This window comes from Sphingomonas sp. Leaf208, assembly GCF_001421415.1.
Lineage (GTDB): Bacteria > Pseudomonadota > Alphaproteobacteria > Sphingomonadales > Sphingomonadaceae > Sphingomonas.
The window spans coordinates 348280-366486 of sequence record NZ_LMKH01000012.1; the positions used below are offsets into that span (position 1 = coordinate 348280).

19 protein-coding genes are annotated in these 18207 nt (G+C 66.1%); 2 read left to right on the forward strand and 17 right to left on the reverse strand.

The features are described 5' to 3' along the window. Positions 1-130 precede the first annotated feature (130 nt). From ASE69_RS07700 to ruvB, 7 genes are all read right to left on the reverse strand, one after another. Positions 131-508, reverse strand: a complete 378-nt coding sequence (locus ASE69_RS07700) for a hypothetical protein (RefSeq protein WP_235518258.1) — start codon at positions 506-508, stop codon at positions 131-133. A 63-nt stretch (positions 509-571) separates the two neighbouring features. Beyond that, on the reverse strand, positions 572-2560 hold the full coding sequence (gene ftsH, locus ASE69_RS07705) for an ATP-dependent zinc metalloprotease FtsH (RefSeq protein ID WP_056484884.1): 1989 nt from the start codon (positions 2558-2560) through the stop codon (positions 572-574). A gap of 100 nt (positions 2561-2660) precedes the next feature. After that, the gene (gene tilS, locus ASE69_RS07710) at positions 2661-3626 is read right to left on the reverse strand and encodes a tRNA lysidine(34) synthetase TilS (RefSeq protein WP_056484886.1); all 966 of its coding nucleotides are present in this window, start codon (positions 3624-3626) and stop codon (positions 2661-2663) included. A gap of 193 nt (positions 3627-3819) precedes the next feature. Then, a complete protein-coding gene (locus ASE69_RS07715) occupies positions 3820-4743 on the reverse strand; it encodes a tetratricopeptide repeat protein (protein WP_056484888.1) in 924 nt (307 codons plus the stop codon). Positions 4744-4851: 108 nt separating this feature from the next. Continuing rightward, the gene (locus tag ASE69_RS07720) at positions 4852-5820 is read right to left on the reverse strand and encodes a helix-turn-helix domain-containing protein (RefSeq protein ID WP_056484890.1); all 969 of its coding nucleotides are present in this window, start codon (positions 5818-5820) and stop codon (positions 4852-4854) included. Positions 5821-5928: 108 nt separating this feature from the next. Beyond that, the gene (gene ptsP, locus ASE69_RS07725; RefSeq protein WP_056484892.1) at positions 5929-8202 is read right to left on the reverse strand and encodes a phosphoenolpyruvate--protein phosphotransferase; all 2274 of its coding nucleotides are present in this window, start codon (positions 8200-8202) and stop codon (positions 5929-5931) included. 217 nt (positions 8203-8419) lie between these two features. Then, positions 8420-9445 (reverse strand): Holliday junction branch migration DNA helicase RuvB, encoded by a 1026-nt coding sequence (ruvB, locus tag ASE69_RS07730; RefSeq protein ID WP_056061260.1) that lies wholly within the window; start codon positions 9443-9445, stop codon positions 8420-8422. Between the two features lie 53 nt (positions 9446-9498). Here ruvB and ASE69_RS07735 point away from each other — a divergent pair, with 53 nt between their 5' ends. Continuing rightward, positions 9499-10407 carry a 2-hydroxyacid dehydrogenase gene (locus ASE69_RS07735; RefSeq protein ID WP_056484893.1) on the forward strand — a complete coding sequence of 303 codons (909 nt, stop codon included), beginning with the start codon at positions 9499-9501 and terminating at the stop codon, positions 10405-10407. Between the two features lie 150 nt (positions 10408-10557). Here ASE69_RS07735 and ruvA read toward each other — a convergent pair whose 3' ends face one another. From ruvA to ASE69_RS07760, 5 genes are all read right to left on the reverse strand, one after another. Then, positions 10558-11157 (reverse strand): Holliday junction branch migration protein RuvA, encoded by a 600-nt coding sequence (gene ruvA / locus ASE69_RS07740; protein WP_056484895.1) that lies wholly within the window; start codon positions 11155-11157, stop codon positions 10558-10560. Between the two features lie 82 nt (positions 11158-11239). Further along, positions 11240-12229 (reverse strand): hypothetical protein, encoded by a 990-nt coding sequence (locus ASE69_RS07745; RefSeq protein WP_056484897.1) that lies wholly within the window; start codon positions 12227-12229, stop codon positions 11240-11242. A 248-nt stretch (positions 12230-12477) separates the two neighbouring features. Next, positions 12478-12984 carry a crossover junction endodeoxyribonuclease RuvC gene (gene ruvC, locus ASE69_RS07750; protein WP_056484899.1) on the reverse strand — a complete coding sequence of 169 codons (507 nt, stop codon included), beginning with the start codon at positions 12982-12984 and terminating at the stop codon, positions 12478-12480. A gap of 201 nt (positions 12985-13185) precedes the next feature. Beyond that, complete coding sequence (locus ASE69_RS07755) at positions 13186-13929, reverse strand: YebC/PmpR family DNA-binding transcriptional regulator (RefSeq protein WP_056484900.1); 744 nt, start codon at positions 13927-13929, stop codon at positions 13186-13188. A 29-nt stretch (positions 13930-13958) separates the two neighbouring features. Then, positions 13959-14528, reverse strand: a complete 570-nt coding sequence (locus ASE69_RS07760) for a DUF1003 domain-containing protein (RefSeq protein WP_056484902.1) — start codon at positions 14526-14528, stop codon at positions 13959-13961. Positions 14529-14640: 112 nt separating this feature from the next. Between ASE69_RS07760 and ASE69_RS07765 the strand changes: the two genes are divergently transcribed. Continuing rightward, complete coding sequence (locus ASE69_RS07765) at positions 14641-16104, forward strand: ATP-binding protein (protein ID WP_056484904.1); 1464 nt, start codon at positions 14641-14643, stop codon at positions 16102-16104. A 4-nt stretch (positions 16105-16108) separates the two neighbouring features. Here ASE69_RS07765 and ASE69_RS07770 read toward each other — a convergent pair whose 3' ends face one another. The 5 genes from ASE69_RS07770 to ASE69_RS07790 all read right to left on the reverse strand — a co-directional run bounded on the left by ASE69_RS07770 (position 16109) and on the right by ASE69_RS07790 (position 18203). Further along, positions 16109-16552, reverse strand: coding sequence for a nuclear transport factor 2 family protein (locus ASE69_RS07770; RefSeq protein WP_056484906.1), 444 nt, complete (start codon positions 16550-16552; stop codon positions 16109-16111). An 80-nt stretch (positions 16553-16632) separates the two neighbouring features. Then, positions 16633-16932: a DUF1294 domain-containing protein gene (locus tag ASE69_RS07775; protein ID WP_056484908.1), complete on the reverse strand. Its 300-nt coding sequence runs from the start codon at positions 16930-16932 to the stop codon at positions 16633-16635. Next, complete coding sequence (locus tag ASE69_RS07780) at positions 16929-17357, reverse strand: hypothetical protein (RefSeq protein WP_056484910.1); 429 nt, start codon at positions 17355-17357, stop codon at positions 16929-16931. Before ASE69_RS07780 ends, ASE69_RS07775 begins: the two co-directional genes overlap by 4 nt. Before the next feature lie 86 nt (positions 17358-17443). Further along, positions 17444-17686 (reverse strand): DUF2312 domain-containing protein, encoded by a 243-nt coding sequence (locus tag ASE69_RS07785; RefSeq protein WP_197942503.1) that lies wholly within the window; start codon positions 17684-17686, stop codon positions 17444-17446. A gap of 214 nt (positions 17687-17900) precedes the next feature. Next, positions 17901-18203 carry a DUF1244 domain-containing protein gene (locus ASE69_RS07790; protein ID WP_056484912.1) on the reverse strand — a complete coding sequence of 101 codons (303 nt, stop codon included), beginning with the start codon at positions 18201-18203 and terminating at the stop codon, positions 17901-17903. Between the last annotated feature and the right edge of the window lie 4 nt (positions 18204-18207).

Here is an 18207-nt window from a genome sequence, read left to right on the forward strand (position 1 = left end):
TTATCAGGCGGGTTTTGCCAACCCCCGTTCGTGCTGAGCGACGTCGAAGCACCTGCGTGCGGGGCATGCCCTTCGACTTCGCTCAGGGCGAACGGATGAAAGAAGACCTCCTCAACCTCCCCCAGACACCTCAGCGGCAGGGGTAGAGGTTCGCCAGGACGCGGGCGTAGCCGTCCTTGAGGGGGCGCTTCTGGTAGCTGGCGGGGAGTTCGTTGAGGCCGTCGAGCATGTCCATGATGCCGACGGACTCGCCTTCCGGAACGCAGGCGATCGGTGGCTTGCCGGCGGCGGCGCGGGCGGCGCGTTCTGCCTTCAACTGATTGGTCGCCGCCTTGGCTTCGGCCTTCAGCGCGGGAAGGTCGGGTGACATGAGCGCCATCGGGCCCTGGTCACGCAACGCGTTGGCGCGGGCCAGGAAGGTGCCGACGGTCATCGCCGCGCTTGCCGGCATTGCTGCGCCGACCATGAGCAATGCTGCGACGACAGCCTTGGAACGCGAATACGACATGGGCGGCCTTTCCGAGAAAAGACCGCCCATAGAGCTACTTAGGTGACTGTCCGGTGAACCGGATCACGCCCCCAAAGGTGTTGGCGTACCGAACGGACCAGACGGACGCCGTGTCTTCGGGATTGACGTTCCCGCACGCGGGACGGTCGACGCCTTTGCACCCGGATCCGGACGATCGAGGTTCTCGCCGGCGATCAGCTTCTTGATTTCGTCACCGGTCAGCGTCTCGAATTCGAGCAGCGCGCCGGCCACGGTGTGAAGCTGGTCGACGTGATCGCTCAGCACCTGCTTGGCGCGGTCGAGACCACCTTCGACGATCCGCTTGATCTCGTCGTCGATCAACTGTGCAGTCTGGTTCGACATGCGCGATGGACGGCTCGACGAGTAACCCAGGAACGACTCGCCCTCTGGCTCGCCGTATTCGAGCGGGCCGACCTTGTCCGACATGCCCCAGCGCGTGACCATGTCGCGTGCCAGACCCGTGGCGTACTGGATGTCGCCCGAGGCGCCGCTCGAAACCTTGTCGTAGCCGAAGATGACTTCCTCGGCGACGCGGCCGCCCATCGAGACCGCGAGGTTCGCGTACATCTTGTCGCGATGATAGCTGTACGAGTCGCGCTCCGGCAGGCGCATCACCATGCCCAGCGCACGACCGCGCGGGATGATCGTCGCCTTATGGATCGGATCCGACGCAGCCTCGTGCATCGCGACGACGGCATGGCCGGCCTCGTGATACGCGGTCATCCGCTTCTCGTCGTCGGTCATGACCATGCTGCGACGCTCTGCGCCCATCATGACCTTGTCCTTAGCCTCTTCGAACTCGGCCATCGCCACCAGGCGCTTGCCCTTGCGCGCCGCGTGAAGCGCCGCCTCGTTGACGAGGTTGGCGAGATCGGCACCCGAGAACCCAGGCGTGCCACGGGCGATGACTCGCGCGTCGACGTCGGGCGCGAGCGGCACCTTCTTCATGTGCACTTCGAGGATCTTGATGCGACCCTCGATATCCGGCCGCGGCACGGTGACCTGGCGATCGAACCGGCCCGGACGCAACAGCGCAGGATCGAGCACGTCGGGACGGTTGGTCGCGGCGATGATGATGATGCCTTCGTTCGCCTCGAAGCCGTCCATTTCGACCAGCAGCTGGTTCAGCGTCTGCTCGCGCTCGTCATTGCCGTTGCCGAGACCGGCGCCACGATGACGACCGACCGCATCGATTTCGTCGATGAAGACGATGCACGGTGCGGACTTCTTCGCCTGCTCGAACATGTCGCGGACACGGCTCGCGCCGACGCCGACGAACATTTCGACGAAATCCGAACCCGAGATGGTGAAGAACGGCACGCCGGCCTCACCTGCGATGGCGCGGGCGAGCAACGTCTTGCCGGTACCGGGCGAGCCGACCAGCAAGGCGCCCTTGGGGATCTTGCCGCCGAGGCGCGCGAACTTGGTCGGGTCCTTGAGGAACTCGACGATCTCTTCCAGCTCTTCGCGAGCCTCGTCGATGCCGGCGACATCCTGGAAGGTGACCTTGCCTTCCTTCTGCGTCAGCATCTTGGCGCGCGACTTGCCGAAGCCCATCGCGCCGGAACCCGAGTTCTTCTGCATCTGCTTCAACACGAAGAACGCGATGCCGAGGAACAGCAGGAACGGCAGCGACTGGTACAGCAGCAGCGCCAGCATCGACGGGCCCTCTTCGGGCTTCGCGCTAATCGAGACGCCCTTCTCGCGCAGCTTCGGCACGAGCGTCGAGTCTGGGATGGGATACGACTTGAACTTCTCGCCCGAGGACAATGTCCCCGAGATGATATCGCGCGAGATGTTGACGTCCTTGACGGTGCCCTCATCGACCTTGTCGAGGAACGCCGAATACGCGATCGTATTGCCACCCGACGCCGCGGTGCGGCCGTCGAACATGGTCACGAACAGCGCCAGCGCGAGCAGGATGCCGACCCAGATCAACAGGCTCCTCATCCAAGGATTGCCGCCGCCGTTCTCGGGGCCGCCGTTTCCGGGGCCCTGGGGCTTCTGACCGCGGTTGTCGTTGTCGCTCATGGGTGCACGATACCTTTCATCGCACAAGATAAGCGTGCGCAGGTTAATGGCAATGGAACAACGCGCGACTTGCGTTGATCAGTGTGAACGGACGGGCGCGCTAAGCGGTTCTGCGCGGTGGTGCCTCGCGGAAGCGCCAGACGTCGCCGCGAACGCTGGCGATGATCCCGGCTTGAGTGGTGCGCTTGCCGGTCATCAGCGAGTCGAGCAGGCTTTCGATGTTGGCCGCCTCGGTCCATTCGGGTGCGACGATGCCGGCGTCTTTGCGGACCGTGCCGATCGCCCGGCGCGCGAGGCGGCGGAGGATTTCGCGGGGCAGCTTCTCGACCGCGAGCTTTACCTCGCCGCCGCTGACCTTGGCGCGTTCGGTCCAGATCCAGTCGACCATCGCGCGAACGTCGGTGTCCGTCTCGGCAAGCGCGGCGGCGGCGCGCGCGAGGTTGGGCGTACCGAGCCATTCGTTCTGGTCGAGCAACCGACGGAAGCGAGTGCGATCGTGGCGGTCGTCGTGGTTCGAGGGATCGTCGAAGAACGGTACTTCGGCACGGCGGACGATCGCGCGGAGTTCGGCGCGGCGCCAGTCGAGCAAGGGGCGGATAACCGTGACGCCGTGGACTTCGGTGCGGGCGCGGACACCGGCGAGGCCGGCTAACCCCGACCCGCGGGCGGCGCGCATGAGGAAGGTCTCGGCCTGGTCGTCGGCGTGGTGGCCGGTGACGAGCGCACCTGCCCCGATCGCGCGGGCGTGGTCGGTGAGGAGGGCGTAGCGCGTGGTGCGGGCCTGCGCCTGGATGCTGGCACCGGTGATCGGTTCGCTGGGGGCGAGCGTGGCGTGGGGAATGCCGAGCGTTGCGCAATGCGCGGCGACCATGGCGGACTCTTCCTCTGCTTCGGGGCGGAGGCGGTGGTCGATGCTGGCGACCGTGAAGCCGGGGCGGAGAGCTTCGTGCGCGAGGGTGAGCATCGCCATGCTGTCGGGGCCGCCGGAGACGGCGAACAGCGGGTTGGTGATGTCGCTTGCGAGGCGCGCGAAGTCGGCGGCGAAGCGGCGTCCTTCTTCGGTCATGCGGTGGCAGTCCCGACGGTCGAGCGGTCACCCCCCCGGCGGAGGCCGGGGCCCAATTGGGGGACAGTGATGACTAAGCGTAGCCCTTCGTTACGACGACCTTGCCAATTGGGCCCCGGCCTCCGCCGGGGGGGCGGTAAAGTGCGACGTGAGGTCACGAACAGGCAGGTACGCGTGCACACTGGACGATGCCTTACTTGCACTTCGCCGCGCTGCGCCCGGCGGCAACCTGCCCCTTCATCGCCGCCGCCATCTTGGCGCCGTAGACGTCGTTCAACTCGTCATACACCTTGCACGCGTCCGCCGGCTTGTTGAGCTTGGTCAGAGCCTGCCCCAGATACAGCAGGCTGTCCGGCGCGCGCTCGCCTTCGGGCATCTTCTTGTAATTGTCGTAGAACGCCATCGACGCGAGGCTCGGCTTACCCTCGTCGAGATACGACCGGCCGAGCAGGTTCTGCGCGTAGCTGGCGCGCTTGCTCTTTGGGTATTCGGCGACGACCTTCTTCAGTTGCGCCTCGGCCTGCGGGTATTGCTTGGCCGCCCACAGGCGGTAGCCGTACATATACTCGTCCTCCGCCGGATCGCCGGTCGAGGGCTTCTCGACCGAGACCTTGGTCGGTGTCGCCGCGCCGGGCTTGCTCGCGGCTTCGGGGCGCGTGGTTGGGCGTGATGGACCACTCGACTGATCATCGGATTCGATCGGGCCACCAGTCCCCGCCCCCGTCGCTATCGGTGCAGGGCCGGTCTCGAGCGTCTTCATCCGCGCGTCGTTCGAGCGGCGGTAATTGTCGAACGCGTCCTGCAACTGGCGGGTGCGGTTCTGGTTCTGCTCGATCTGCTCGGTGAGCGAGGTCATCTGCTGTTCGAGCGACGTGACGCGCTGGTTCACGTCGGCGAGCGCGCTGGTCGCGGGCGAGCCTGGACCCGGGCCCTGCTCGCTCTGCGGCGCACGCACTTCGGGCTGGAGCATCTGGCCCGCACCGCCCGGGAAGACCTTCCGCTGCACCGCGCGCATTTCGCTTTCGAGCTTGCCGACGCGGCCCTCGACATTTTGTGCCCGTACGGCAGCGGGCAACAACGCCGCGAGGCAGACGCCGACCAGAATTGACTTACGCATGGGCCACACCCCCCGGTGGATTGGTTAATCGTCCGGGTATAGCTGCACTACCCATCCTGTCGCCAGCCTTAAGACCCTGGTGCCTTAGACCTTGGCGGTCCGCCGCCATCACGGATTGGGCGTTGCCGTAGCGGCGGGTGGAGGATTGGCGGCCGCATCCAGATTGGCGCGCTGCGTTTCGCTCAACGGACGACGGGGCGTGCGGGGACGGCTGGCGGTGCGTGGTCGCTCGGACGACCGCGTCGATGTCGCTTCAGTCGCGGTCGGCGTGGCCTGAGGCTCGGGCGTGCCGGCGATCCGCGCGGCGATGGCCGGCGCCCCCACAGACACGTCCTTGATCGCGCGTTCACCCGTGCCGAGCGCAGGGGCTGCGGCGCCGTTGAGCGTCACCGCCAGCTTGTCGGCGCGACCGATGTTGATCTTCGGATCCTTGGCATCCTTCGGCACGTCGAACTTCTCGCCGGGCTTCATCGTACCGAGATACAGCGTCTTGTTGTCGGCATCGTAGACGCGCATCCACACCTCGTCCGAGGCGGTCAGCGTGACCTGTCCGTTGGCCGGCGTGGCCGGCGCAGGGACCGGTTGCGCGGTCTGCGCGGCGGGGTTCGGCGCGGTCTCGGCGATCGGCGTCGTGGTCGAACCATTGCTCGATCCGCGGAACATGTCGGTGCCGTACCACAGCCCGACCAGCACCAGCACCGCGATCGCGATGCCCAGCGCGACGATCGCCAGCCCGCGCGAAGGCACACGCGACGGATCGGTCATCTCGTAGGGTTCGTATTCGGGCTTCTTGCTGCCGAGCTTCGCGACGTCGCTACGGACGATGTTGGCGATCTGCACCTCGTCGATGCCCATCGCGCGCGCATAGGCGCGGCTGAAACCGACTGCGTAGGTCGAGGACGGCAGCGTCGAATAATCGGACGCCTCGATCGCTTCGAGGTGGCGCAGCGGCACGCGGGTACGCGTCGCGATATCCGCGACGGTCAGACCCTGCGCCTGGCGCGCCTTGCGGAGAATGTCGCCAGCACGCTCTGGTTGAGCGGGTGCTGCGTTCTGGCCGGTTTCGACCTCGTCCATTCTTGTCTCCGAACACGGGTGCGTAGCGTTTCCCGCCATGTCACCCGTCTTTCAGAGGGCCCCAGCCGTGTCAACGCACCGCGCGTCTTAACCGCAGCTTTCCGCCGATCAGACGATTTCGACGCCGTTCTCGGTCGCCCAATTGGTCAGCGCACCGCGCATGTCGCGCGGCGGGTTGGCCAGCAGCCCTGTCATGTATGCGGTCAGCGCGGCGCGATCGAGCGAGCGCGTCATCGCCTTGATCGGGCCGACGGCGGCGGGGGTGATCGACAACCTCTCAATGCCGAGCCCGATCAGCGCCATCGCCTCCAGCGGGCGCCCCCCCATCTCGCCACAGACCGCCAGGTCGACCGAGGCGTCGCGGACCGGTGCGACCAGCCGCGCGATGAAGCGGAGGATCGACGGGCTGAGCCAGTCGTAGCGCTCGGCGAGCTTGGGGTTGGCGCGATCGGCGGCGAACAGGAACTGCGTGAGGTCGTTGGTGCCGATCGACAGGAACTCGATCTTCGGCAGCAGGATGTCGAGCATCTCGGCGAGCGCCGGCACTTCGAGCATCGCACCGTAGCGGATCGCCAGCGGCATCTTCCGCCCGCGCCCTTCGAGCCAGGTCCGCTGTGCCTCGAACAGCGCGCGCGCCTCGTCGAATTCCCATGGCTCGCTGACCATCGGGAACATCACGTTGAGCGTGCGACCCGCGGCGGCTTCGAGAAGAGCCCGCGCCTGCACCTTCATCAATCCGTCGCGCTCGAGGCCGAGGCGCAGCGCGCGCCAGCCCATCGCCGGGTTCTCCTCGTCGGAATCTTCCTTGTTAAGATACGGCAGCGCCTTGTCGCCACCGATGTCGACGGTGCGGAAGATCACCGGGCGATCGCCCGCCGCGTCGAGCACCTCGCGGTAGAGCCGCTGCTGGCGTTCGCGCTGCGGCAAGGTCGCGGAGACGAGGAACTGGAACTCGGTGCGGAACAAGCCGATGCCGTCGGCGCCAGTGACGTCGAGCGCGGCGACGTCGTCGCGCAGCCCTGCGTTCACCATCAGGGTCAGCCGATGGCCATCCTTGGTGATCGGCGGCACGTCGCGCAGCGCCGCGAACGCCGCCTTGCGCTTCTGGCGCATCGCGAGGCGGGCCTCGAACGCCTCCTCCATCGCCGCGGAGGGCCGCGCGAAGACGTTGCTCTCGGCGCTATCGAGCAACAGCATGTCGCCCTCTGCTACCAACCGGCGGATGTCGCGGACGCGGCCGAGCACCGGTACGCCCATCGCGCGGGCGACGATCGTGACGTGCGCGGTGAGCGAGCCTTCTTCAAGGATCACGCCCTTCAGCCGACGCTTGTCGTATTCGAGCAGTTCGGCGGGGCCGAGGTTGCGCGCGATCAGGATCGTGTCCTGGCGAAGACCCATCTGCGCGGCAGTACCCATCTGGCCCGAGACGATCCGCAGTAGCCGGTTCGACAGATCCTCCAGATCGTGCATCCGGTCGGCGAGCAGCGGATCGTCGATCTGGCGCATGCGCTGGCGGGTGCGTTGCTGGACGCGTTCGATCGCAGCTTCGGCGGTGAGGCCGGAGTCGATCGCTTCATTGATGCGCCGCGCCCAGCCCTCGTCATAGGCGAACATCTTGTAGGTCTGGAGCACCTCGACATGCTCGCCGCCGACGCCGAACTCGGCTTCGCGCGTCATCCGGTCGATGCCTTCGCGCATCTTGTCGAACGCCGCGTAGACGCGGTGGCGCTCGGCGTCGGTGTCTTCGGCGACGGTGTGCTCGATATGGATACGCGGCTGGTGATAGACCGCGAAGCCCGCGCCCATGCCGTCGACCAGCTTCTGGCCGGGGATGCGCATCGCCGCGGTCGACTGCGGCCGATCCGCGCCGCCACCGGTGGTGTCGATGAGGCCGGCGTTGGCGATCAGTTCGGAGAGCACCATCGCGACGGTTTGCAACGCCTCGATCTCGACGTCGGCATATCGGCGACGGTCGGTGTGCTGGACGGCCAGGACGCCCACGGAGCGTTCGCGGCGGATGATCGGCACGCCGGCGAAACTGTGGAAGCGATCCTCGCCGGTCTCGGGCTTGTAGGCGAAATCGGGGTGGCTGGCGGCTTCGTCGAGGTTGAGCACTTCGACATCCTCGGCAATGGTGCCGACGAGGCCTTCGCCGAGCGCGAGCTTGGTGACGTGAACGGCGGCCTGGTCGAGGCCGCGGGTCGCGAACAGTTCGAGCACGCCTTCGCGCAACAGGTAGATCGAGCAGACTTCGCTGTCGATCGCGGTGGCGATGATGCCGACGACGGCGTTCAGCTTGGCTTGCGCGGAGGTGCGCGACGCCATCACGTCGTGAAGGCTGGTGAGGATTTCGCGGGCGGAGGCGGCGGCCGAAAGGGGCATTCGCGTTGGCTATCAGATGAAACGCTTGGGTGCCACGCAACAAAAGCAGTGTTGGGGTGAAGTTCGATCGATCTGGCGGTGGGGATTCTTACAAGTGTTTGTTGATTATGGCTTYTCCCCTCCTTGGAAGGGAGGGGTTCTCGTTTGAGCCACCACGGTCTCGGTATGCGGAAGCCGACCCACCCCCTGCCCCTCCCTTCCAGGGAGTGGTGAGAAGTCAGGCGTCGAACAGGCCGTCCTGGCTTCCGGCTGGTGGGTTCAGGCCTAAATGCTTCCAGCCGCCTGCATTCAAGAACCGACCGCGAGCGGTGCGCGCGATCAGGCCGAGCTGGATCAGGTACGGCTCGATCACTTCCTCGATCGTGTCGCGCGGTTCGCTGAGGCCTGCCGCCAGCGTCTCCACGCCGACGGGGCCGCCGCGGTAGATGTCCGCGATCATCATCAGATACCGCCGATCCATCGCGTCGAGTCCTAGCGAATCAACTTCCAGCCGGTTGAGCGCCGCGTCCGCCGCCCGCGCGTCGACCGTCTCGTGCCCCGCGACATTGGCAAAATCGCGCACTCTTCGCAGCAATCGCCCGGCGATGCGCGGCGTACCCCGGGCCCGGCGCGCGATTTCCATTGCGCCGTCCTTGGCGATGCCAAGCCCGAGCAACCCCGCCGCTCGCGTGACGACGCGCTCCAGTTCCTCGACCGTGTAGAATTGCAGCCGCACCGGGATGCCGAAGCGATCGCGTAGCGGCGTCGTCAGCAACCCCTGCCGCGTGGTCGCGCCGATCAGCGTAAACCGCGGCAGGTCGATGCGGACGCTGCGCGCGCTAGGCCCCTCGCCGATCATCAGGTCGAGCGCACGGTCCTCCATCGCCGGGTAGAGCACCTCCTCGACCGCGGGCTGCAAGCGGTGGATCTCGTCGATGAACAGCACGTCGCCGTCCTCGAGATTGGTCAACAGAGCGGCGAGATCACCCGACTTGGCGATTACCGGCCCCGAGGTGGCGCGGAAGCCCACCCCCATCTCGCGTGCGACGATCTGCGCGAGCGTAGTCTTGCCGAGCCCCGGCGGCCCGAAGAACAGCACGTGATCGAGCGCATCGCCACGCGATTTCGCCGCCTGGATGAAAATGCGCAGGTTCTCGCGCGCGGCCTTCTGCCCGACGAATTCGTCGAGCGTCTTCGGGCGTAGCGCGGCGTCGACGTCTTCGGGACGCTTGGCGGCGGTCAGGATGCGGTCTGTATCGGTCACACGCCGCGATAGCGCGCTCGCGGTGAAGGGGGCAAGGCGGCTATGGGTGTGGGATGACCAACGACACCTCGCACCCCGATTTGTATCTGCTGGGCGGAGTCTCGCCCGCGCTGGAGGCGATGCTCGCCGAGCGCTTTACGCTGCACCGCAAGGATCCACCGGCGACGACGCGCGCGATCGTCGGTGGCGGGAGCAGCGTGGTCGATGCGGCGCTGCTCGATGGCCTTCCCGCGCTGGAGATCATCGCGATCCACGGCGTCGGCTATGATGGGATCGACCTTGCCGCGACCAAAGCGCGCGGCATCGCGGTGACGACGACGCCCGACGTGCTGACCGACGACGTCGCGGACCTCGCGATCGGGCTAATGCTGGCGGTGCAGCGGCGGATCGTCGCGAACGACCGTGCGGTGCGGGACGGCGGGTGGCAGGTCGATCTCGCGCGCCGGGCGAGCGGGCGACGGATCGGGATCTTCGGGCTGGGACGGATCGGCAAGGCGATCGCCGAGCGCGCTGCGCCGTTTGCGAGTGAACTTCACTATACCGCGCGATCCACCAAACCGGATTTCGCGGGGGTGTTTCATGGTGACATGGCCGCGCTCGCGGCGGCGTGCGACGTGCTGATCATCGCCGCGCCTGGTGGCGAGGCGACGTCGCACATCGTGGATGCGGGGGTTCTCGCGGCGCTTGGCGAGGACGGTATTTTCGTCAACATAGCTCGGGGGAGTCTGGTGGACGAACCGGCGCTGGTGGCGGCGCTCCAGGACGGGACGATCGCCGGGGCGGGGCTAGATGTGTTCGCCGACGAACCGGCGGTTCCCGACGCGCTAAAGGCGATGGATCGGGTGGTACTGTCACCGCATCAGGGTAGCGCGACCGTCGACGGGCGGGCGGCGATGGGGGCGTTGGTGGTTGCGAACCTCGATGCGCATTTTGCCGGACGACCGCTGCCGACCGCACTCTGAGACAGGGACCTTGGGAAACCAAGCCCCCTTCCCGTTCGCCCTGAGCGAAGTCGAAGGGTGTGCCCCAAGAGAAGGTGCTTCGACTTCGCTCAGCACGAACGGAAGGTGGGAGCGAGCGGAGGGTTAAGAGCGGACTGAACGAGTCTGAAACTAAGACTTCGACGCCTTGCGCAGCGCCAGCCGGACGAGCGCATCGAGCGAAGCGCCCGCTCCGAGTTCCTCGTCCGCCGCCGCCACCGCGACGCTCGCCTCGTTCGGGCGGAACCCAAGATTGAGCAGCGCCGACACAGCATCCGCAGACGCGCCCGGCGCGGCGTTGACCACCGCCGGCCCGAGCCCAAGCGCAATGCCGCCGACCTTGTCCTTCAATTCCATCACGATGCGCTGGGCGAGCTTCGGCCCGACGCCGTTCGCGCGTGCGACCATCGCCTTGTCGCCGCTGGCGATCGCCCGTGAGAGATCGACCGGCTCCAGCGCCGACAGGATCGCGAGCGCAACGCGGGCGCCGACCCCCTGCACGCCCGTCAGCAACCGGAACCAGTCGCGCTCGTCCGCGCTGGAGAAGCCGACCAGCCGCTGGAAATCCTCGCCGACAAGCAACTCGGTGAACACCGTGCAGGCCTCGCCGATCGGCCCGAGCGCCGACAGCGTGCGCGCCGATGCGCCGACCAGATAGCCGATGCCGCCGACGTCGATCACGGCATGGTCGATGCCGGTCGAGTCCAGCCGTCCTTTGAGATGCACGATCATTGGATCAGGCGGTAGAACATCGACGGCGCGGCGTCATCCCGTCAAAATACGGGCGTTCCGGCTCGATCATCCCGCACGCCGGTCAGGCGTTCGGTTGCGGACGATCCTGCTCGCCCGTCGGACGGTTCTGGACGGGCGCAACGGCCTTCGCAGCTTCGTGCAGCGCCTGGGTCGGCGCGCCGATCACCATCGCGCGGGCACGCAGGCTGGCGCGCAGGAATACGGTGTCGGACGCGATGAAGCGGCGCGGGGTCGTGCCGAGGAACGTGCCGGCATCGCGGAGGAAATGCGAGGCGTCGAAATAGCTGCTGTCGATCTTCGAATAGTCCGCCATACCGTCGGTCCGGATCAGGCTGATGAACGATCGCAGGAACCGCGCGCGCCTCAGCAACAGCTTTGGCGGCATGCCGAAATGGCGCGTCGCCATGCGACGCAGTTCATGCGTCGGGATGTCGAGGCGGTCGGCGACGTCCTTCATCTCGATCACGCCGTCGGTGACGGTCAACGCGGTGAACGCGCGGATCAGGTCTTCGCGCGGATGCGGGCGAGTGAAAAACGCAGCGAACACCGCATCGAGCAACGGCTTGATCATCGTGTCGTCGTCGAGCGCGTCGAGCCCTTCGACCAGCCGCGCGGAGAGATCCGATCCCAGCGCCGAACTGAGCGGCACGACACGATTGTGGAATTCGCCCGCCGACCGCGCGGTGAGCCGCGACCAGCCGAGCGCGCTGAGGCCGATGCCGACCGCGATCCCGCCACGCGTCTCGGTCCGGAAGGCGCGACTGGTCGGGCCATAGAAGCTTGCACGATCGAGCGGGCCGAAGCGGTGGTTGCCGACCGACACGGTCAGCGGCCCGGCATCGACCAGCACGGAGATCATCGCCGGTGCCGGCAGATACCAGTTGAGCATCGGCGCGCGGTCGTTCGAGGCGTAGATCGCATACCCCGTCAAATACTCGGACAGCGCGGGATCGGGCAGGTCGTACCGCATCGTCATGCCCGCAGGCATCGCGAACGCCGAGGCCGGAACGTTGTTGCTGTTCGTTCCACCTCGTACGTGTTCGACAAGCATCGCGCCGCCTTTAATCTAAATTAAAAAATCACGGGCGGCGCTGCCACAGCAATGCAGGCTTGGCTATCAAAACTTGATTGAGGTGTAATTATAGCGCTCAGGCGCAGATCCCATTCAAAATGAACCAAGTTTTGTCCGAGCGGATATTGGCTAGGGTTGAGATTTGTGACGCGGCTAGCCGTGGCGCGCGTCTTCGGATGCTACGCCGGGGACGGCGTCTCCTCTCGTTGGTCGGATCGCCGGAGAGGTCAGGCGCCTACGCCGCTGCGTCGCGCCAGGGCGGCGGCACTTGCGACGTGATGCGCGTGCGTGATCGCGACGGCCAGCGCATCGGCAGCGTCGGGTCCGGCGAGTTTCGCGCCCGGCAGCAGCACGGCCATCATCGCCTGGATCTGTTTCTTGTCCGCGCCGCCGGTGCCGACGACGCCTTTCTTGACGGTCGACGGGTGGTATTCGCCGATATGCAGCCCTGCGCCCGCCGCGGCGAGCAGGACGACGCCGCGCGCTTGCCCGAGCTTCAGCGTCGACTGCGCGTTGGTGTTGCCGAGCACTTCCTCCACCGCGGCGCCGTCGGGGCGTTCGGTGCGGATGACGTCGATCAGCGCGTTGTAGAGCGCGGTGAGGCGACGCGGGAGCGCCATCGACGGATCGGTCTTGATCTGGCCGTTGGCGATATGGCTCAGGCGGTTGCCGTCGGCGCGGATAACTCCCCAGCCTGTGGTGCCGAGGCCGGGGTCTAGTCCCAGGATGATCATGCGGAGGTAGAAGGAGAAGGTTGGTTCGCGCGGAGGCGCGGAGACGCGGAGAGGGTGCGTTCCTGGCGATCGTCTCGCGTTAGCGGGACTTTCAGTTCTCCGGGCTGCCCGGCATAAATGAGGCCGCTGACGCGGAGTACGTAGCCACTAAGCACAGCTCTCCGCGTCTCCGCGTCTCCGCGTGAACCAACCTTCTTCATCTCAACCGAGCGACTCCATGATCTCGTCGGAGATTTCGTAATTGCCCCAGACGGTCTGCACGTCGTCGTCCTCGTCGAGCGCATCGATCAGCTTGAACAGCGTCGCTGCATCGTCCGCGTCGACCGCGACCATGACCTGCGGACGCCAGGCGAGCTTGGCGCCTTCGGCCTCGCCAAGCTTGGCTTCCAACGCCTTGGCCACCTCGTGCAGGTCGCCCTGCGCGGTCCAGACCTCATGGCCGTCTTCGCTCGACGTGACGTCCTCGGCGCCCGCCTCGAGCGCCGCTTCGAACACCGTGTCGGCATCGCCAGCACTCGCCGGATACGAGATCAGCCCGACGCGGTCGAACGCGTGACTGACCGAACCGCCTGCGCCGAGGTTGCCGCCGTTCTTGCCGACCGCGACGCGCACGTTGGTCGCGGTGCGGTTGCGGTTGTAGGTCAGCGCCTCGATGATCAGCGAGACGCCGCCTGGGCCGAAGCCCTCATAGCGGATTTCCTCATAATTCTCGGCATCGCCGCGGCTCGCCTTGTCGATCGAGCGCTGGATGTTCTCCTTGGGCAGCGATGCCGCCTTGGCCGCGTTGACCGCCGCGCGAAGGCGCGGGTTCATGTCGACGTCGGGCAGGCCCATCTTGGCCGCGACCGTGATTTCCCGGCTGAGCTTGCTGAACGCCGACGAGCGCTTCTTGTCCTGCGCGCCCTTGCGGTACATGATATTCTTGTATTTGGAATGGCCTGCCATCGGTGCCTCTTTAGCTGATGGCCCCGCTCTTAGGCGTCAGGCGCGGATTTCGCCAGACCGTCGGTTCCCAAGCCCGCAAGGGCGTTTATCTTCGCCTCGATCGCGTCGAGCCGGGCCAGCACCAGATGATCGATCTTGTGATGCACCCGCAGGATGTCGAGTTCGGCGCGGAGATTGGTCTCGTAGTCGAGGCTGGCCGCGAGGCGATCCTTCGCCGATTGCCGGTTCTGGCTCATCATGATCACCGGCGCCTGGATCGCCGCGACGGTCGACAGCAGCAGGTTGAGGAAGATGTAGGGATACGGATCGAACGCGCGCCCGAAATGCGCGAGGATGTCCGAGTTCAGCAGCATCCAGCCGATCAGCACCGCGGTGAAGGCGATGATGAACCCCCATGACCCGCCAATCGCCGCGACCCGGTCCGACAGTCGCTCGCCGAACGTGGATCGCTCGTCCGAGACGTCGGCAGCGTCGCGGCTGACCGTGGTCCCCGCCTCGATCCCGGCAAGGACGCGGCGTTCCTCGTCGTCGAGGTCGCCCGGCGCCTTGCCGAGCAACCGCTGAGAGAGATCGGCGAGCAAGGATTGTTTCGTGGCCATGGTTTGCGCCCTAGCCCGGATTGCGGATTATGCCAGCGCGCAAAGCCGGGCTTGCGACGGAAGCGACAAAGACTCCTTGCTCCCACACGCCCGCACCTGCCAAACGCGCGGCATGACGGTTAGCGTGAATATGGGCACCGACGGCAATGGTACTGCCGTCGGCGTCGACCTGGAGGAACTACTCGCGACCCGCCTGTTGGTGCAGGGCAATTCGGGATCGGGAAAATCGCATCTGCTGCGCCGCCTGCTCGAGCGATCGGCGGGGCACGTCCAGCAGATCGTGATCGATCCGGAGGGCGATTTCGTGACGCTCGCGGGGCCCCATGGTCACGTCGTGATCGAGGCCGGCGACTATAGCGAGCGCGAAATCTCGCGCATCGCCACCCGCCTGCGCGAACACCGCACATCCGCCGTGCTGAGCCTCGAAGGACTTGAGGTCGAGGGGCAGATGCGCTGTGCCGCGTCGTTCCTGTCCGCGCTGTTCGATGCGCCGCGCGAGCATTGGTATCCAGTGCTGGTGGTGGTCGACGAGGCACAGATGTTCGCGCCGGTGACCGGCGGCGAAGTGTCGGAGGAAGTTCGCCGCGCCTCGCTGGCGGCGATGACCAACCTGATGTGCCGTGGCCGTAAGCGCGGCCTCGCCGGGGTGATCGCGACGCAGCGTCTGGCGAAGCTTGCGAAGAACGTCGCCGCGGAAGCGTCGAACTTCCTGATGGGGCGCACCTTCCTCGACATCGACATGGCGCGCGCGGCCGACCTGCTCGGCATGGAGCGACGCCAGGCCGAAGCGATTCGCGATCTCCAGCGCGGCACGTTCATGGCGCTCGGGCCGGCAGTGTCGCGGCGGCCGATCACCGTGAAGATCGGCGACGTCGCGACCTCCGCGCGCAGCGGCAGCCCCAAGCTCACCCCCCTCCCCAGCGCCGCGCCGATGGACCTGCAGGACCTGTTGTCCGAGCCGGTGGTCGACGCGCCCGAACTCGGCCTGATGTTCGATTCGCGCCCGCGTCGCGTGCCGGCGGAGGAACTGCTCGACGGCATTGCCCGCCCGCCCGAGCCGCGCACCGCCGCACCGCCGCCGCCCGAAAAGACCGACGACGAGGTCGAGGCGGTTTACGCCGACGTCTTCCGCGCGATCGTGGAGGATCCGGAGTCGACGCTACGGCCGCCATCGGTGCTGTTCCAGGATTTCCAGGTGCGCTGCCGGATGGGCGGCCTCGCCAAGCCGCCGCTCGAGCTGCCCGGCTTCGTGCGTCGATTGAGTTGCGCCCGCGCCGGCATCTTCGACATGACCGACGAGGCTTGGACGGCGGCACTAGACGTGGCGAGCGGTCTTCCCGACGACATGCTCGGCGCGTTCCTTTTGGTGGCGCGCGCGGCACGTGAAGGCGAGCCCTGCCCGTCTGACGCGCGCATCGCAGCGACGTATGGCACGAGTTCGATCGGCCGTGTGAAGCGCCTGATTGGCTACATCGAAAGCCGCGAACTGATCGTGTGCCGGACCGATCTGGCCGGCAAACGCTCGATCACAATCCCAGGGCTGGGCTGGACGACGCTGCCGGCGGAGGCGGCGTAGGTCGTCATCCGCGGATCGGGGTGAACTGCAACGACACGAACTGCCAGTCGCCCTTGATCCGTCGCGCGACAAAGCCGGCCCGCAGCGCGCGCGTCTGCATCTGACCGTCCTTGCCGGGCATGGTGTAGGCGATCCGCATCGTGACGACGCCGATCGTGCCGGCGAGCCGCGCGACGGTTTCGGTGATCGTCATCGGCGGTGCCGCCGATTTCTTGTCGGCTGCGTAGAACCCGATCACGCGTTCGCGGGAATCGACCTCGCCGACGGGCGACACTTCCTGGTATTCTGGCGCCATCATCGCGATCATCGCCGCCTGATCGAACTGGTTGCGGACCCGGACGAACGCCTCGGCACGCTGACCGAGTTTTTGGATGTCGACCTCAACCGATTGCGCCGCGACGGGAGCACTAACCAACAACGCTGCCGCAATCCCCAGAAATACCCGCATGCTTGCCCCCCGATGCAATGTTGCATAACGGCAATACACCTAAGCTTCAGGTGCAGCAATGACGCTGCCAGTTGCCGAACCTAAAATGCGAACGCGATGGCGAGACCTGCGGCGACGCCGACTTGTACCATCGCGATGAACTGGAGCCGACAGACGAACGGTTGCTTCCGTGTCTTGTGCCGGTAGCGATTGCGCGCCCAGAACGCGCCCGGGCTGCCGCCAAGTGCGGCGAGCCAGAGCAAGCGTGATTCAGGAATGCGCCACGCGCCAGTCGATGATCGTCGCTTGTCGAGCGCGAACGCGGCGACCGTGATGACGTTGACCAGCACCAGCAAGAAGACGGCCGTGACGACAGCAAGCGCACTATTCGGCGCGGTCAACGGTCCTCGCAACGGATCCGCATTTTAACCATGCGGACCTCTGCACGCTCGCCCGCATTCGCGCGCATCTTGACCATGTGGTCCTTCACGCCAATCTGGAATTCCGCCGGCCCGGTGACCGTGCATACCATCCCGTTGGCGACGCTGGCACACGCATCGACATATTGGCGTGCGTTAGTGATGACCGAGTCTTCAGCCGGACCGAGCCCCATCGAAACATAGGTCGATCCACCGAACAACGCGTTACCCAGGCCGCCAAGCGTCTTCAGCTCCCATGCGGCGTGGCCGTCAGACGGTTTCGCCGTCTTCATACCGAGCTCGGTCGCGATCCGCTGGCAGAAGCTGGCGTTGGCCGCCCCCTCATCCGACTGGGCGGGAGCGGCCATAGTGGCCAGCGCGAGGGCGGCGAGAAAACGGATGTTCATAGCCGGACACTAATCCGCAACCGATGACAGTTTTGTTAAACACGTCACAACCGACGCGTTTGGCCGTCTCACCGCCTTGGCGATCCTCAGATCATCCCCAACGCCTGGAGATACACTTCGAGGATCGCTTCCTCCTCCTGATACTCTTCCTTCTTCTTCTTCCGGATCGACAGGATCTTGCGGATCGCCTTTGGGTCGTAACCGCGGCCCTTGGCTTCGGCCATCACGTCCTTGATGTCGTCCGAGATACCCTTCTTCTCTTCTTCGAGACGCTCGGCGCGCTCGATCAGCAGGCGCAGTTCGTCCGCTGCGACCGCGCCGCCGCCCATGCCGTGTTGCCGTTCGTCAGACATCGAAAATTCCCCACTCGTCAGCGCCCACGCGCCGGTCAAAAGCCAATCAAGATACAAGCCCGCACCGGTGATCGCCGTCCGGAGACGTCCTGAATCATGCCGAATTGGGTGCGGGCCAGCGTCTAGGCGTTTACCGTGTTCGGCTCAAGCGACCCTGCGGGGGATCGTCGCGAATCAATTGCACCCGTTCTCAGACCACCGCGTTCTTCGCGACGCTCGCCTTCATCCGTTCGAGCTGCTCGGGCGTCGCGTCGCCCTGGTGGTGCGCCTTCCACTCCGCATACGGCATCCCGTACACAGTCTCGCGTGCGACATCCTTCGTCATGCCGCTTGCTTCCTCGACCCAGTCCGACAGGCAGTTGCGGCAGAAACCGGCGAGCCCCATCAGGTCGACGTTCTGCGCGTCCTCGCGGTGGCGGAGATGACGGATCAGGCGGCGAAAGGCCTGTGCCGCTACGGCATCGTCCAAAGTATCGAGGCGATCGGGGTTCATTACT

Coding starts and splice junctions, on each gene's coding strand:
- ASE69_RS07700 (WP_235518258.1), bottom strand. CDS start 508: ATGTCGTATTCGCGTTCCAAGGCTGTCGTCGCAGCATTGCTCATGGTC.
- ftsH (WP_056484884.1), bottom strand. CDS start 2,560: ATGAGCGACAACGACAACCGCGGTCAGAAGCCCCAGGGCCCCGGAAAC.
- tilS (WP_056484886.1), bottom strand. CDS start 3,626: ATGACCGAAGAAGGACGCCGCTTCGCCGCCGACTTCGCGCGCCTCGCA.
- ASE69_RS07715 (WP_056484888.1), bottom strand. CDS start 4,743: ATGCGTAAGTCAATTCTGGTCGGCGTCTGCCTCGCGGCGTTGTTGCCC.
- ASE69_RS07720 (WP_056484890.1), bottom strand. CDS start 5,820: ATGGACGAGGTCGAAACCGGCCAGAACGCAGCACCCGCTCAACCAGAG.
- ptsP (WP_056484892.1), bottom strand. CDS start 8,202: ATGCCCCTTTCGGCCGCCGCCTCCGCCCGCGAAATCCTCACCAGCCTT.
- ASE69_RS07735 (WP_056484893.1), top strand. CDS start 9,499: ATGACCAACGACACCTCGCACCCCGATTTGTATCTGCTGGGCGGAGTC.
- ruvA (WP_056484895.1), bottom strand. CDS start 11,157: ATGATCGTGCATCTCAAAGGACGGCTGGACTCGACCGGCATCGACCAT.
- ASE69_RS07745 (WP_056484897.1), bottom strand. CDS start 12,229: ATGCTTGTCGAACACGTACGAGGTGGAACGAACAGCAACAACGTTCCG.
- ruvC (WP_056484899.1), bottom strand. CDS start 12,984: ATGATCATCCTGGGACTAGACCCCGGCCTCGGCACCACAGGCTGGGGA.
- ASE69_RS07755 (WP_056484900.1), bottom strand. CDS start 13,929: ATGGCAGGCCATTCCAAATACAAGAATATCATGTACCGCAAGGGCGCG.
- ASE69_RS07760 (WP_056484902.1), bottom strand. CDS start 14,528: ATGGCCACGAAACAATCCTTGCTCGCCGATCTCTCTCAGCGGTTGCTC.
- ASE69_RS07765 (WP_056484904.1), top strand. CDS start 14,641: ATGACGGTTAGCGTGAATATGGGCACCGACGGCAATGGTACTGCCGTC.
- ASE69_RS07770 (WP_056484906.1), bottom strand. CDS start 16,552: ATGCGGGTATTTCTGGGGATTGCGGCAGCGTTGTTGGTTAGTGCTCCC.
- ASE69_RS07780 (WP_056484910.1), bottom strand. CDS start 17,357: ATGAACATCCGTTTTCTCGCCGCCCTCGCGCTGGCCACTATGGCCGCT.
- ASE69_RS07785 (WP_197942503.1), bottom strand. CDS start 17,686: ATGGGCGGCGGCGCGGTCGCAGCGGACGAACTGCGCCTGCTGATCGAG.
- ASE69_RS07790 (WP_056484912.1), bottom strand. CDS start 18,203: ATGAACCCCGATCGCCTCGATACTTTGGACGATGCCGTAGCGGCACAG.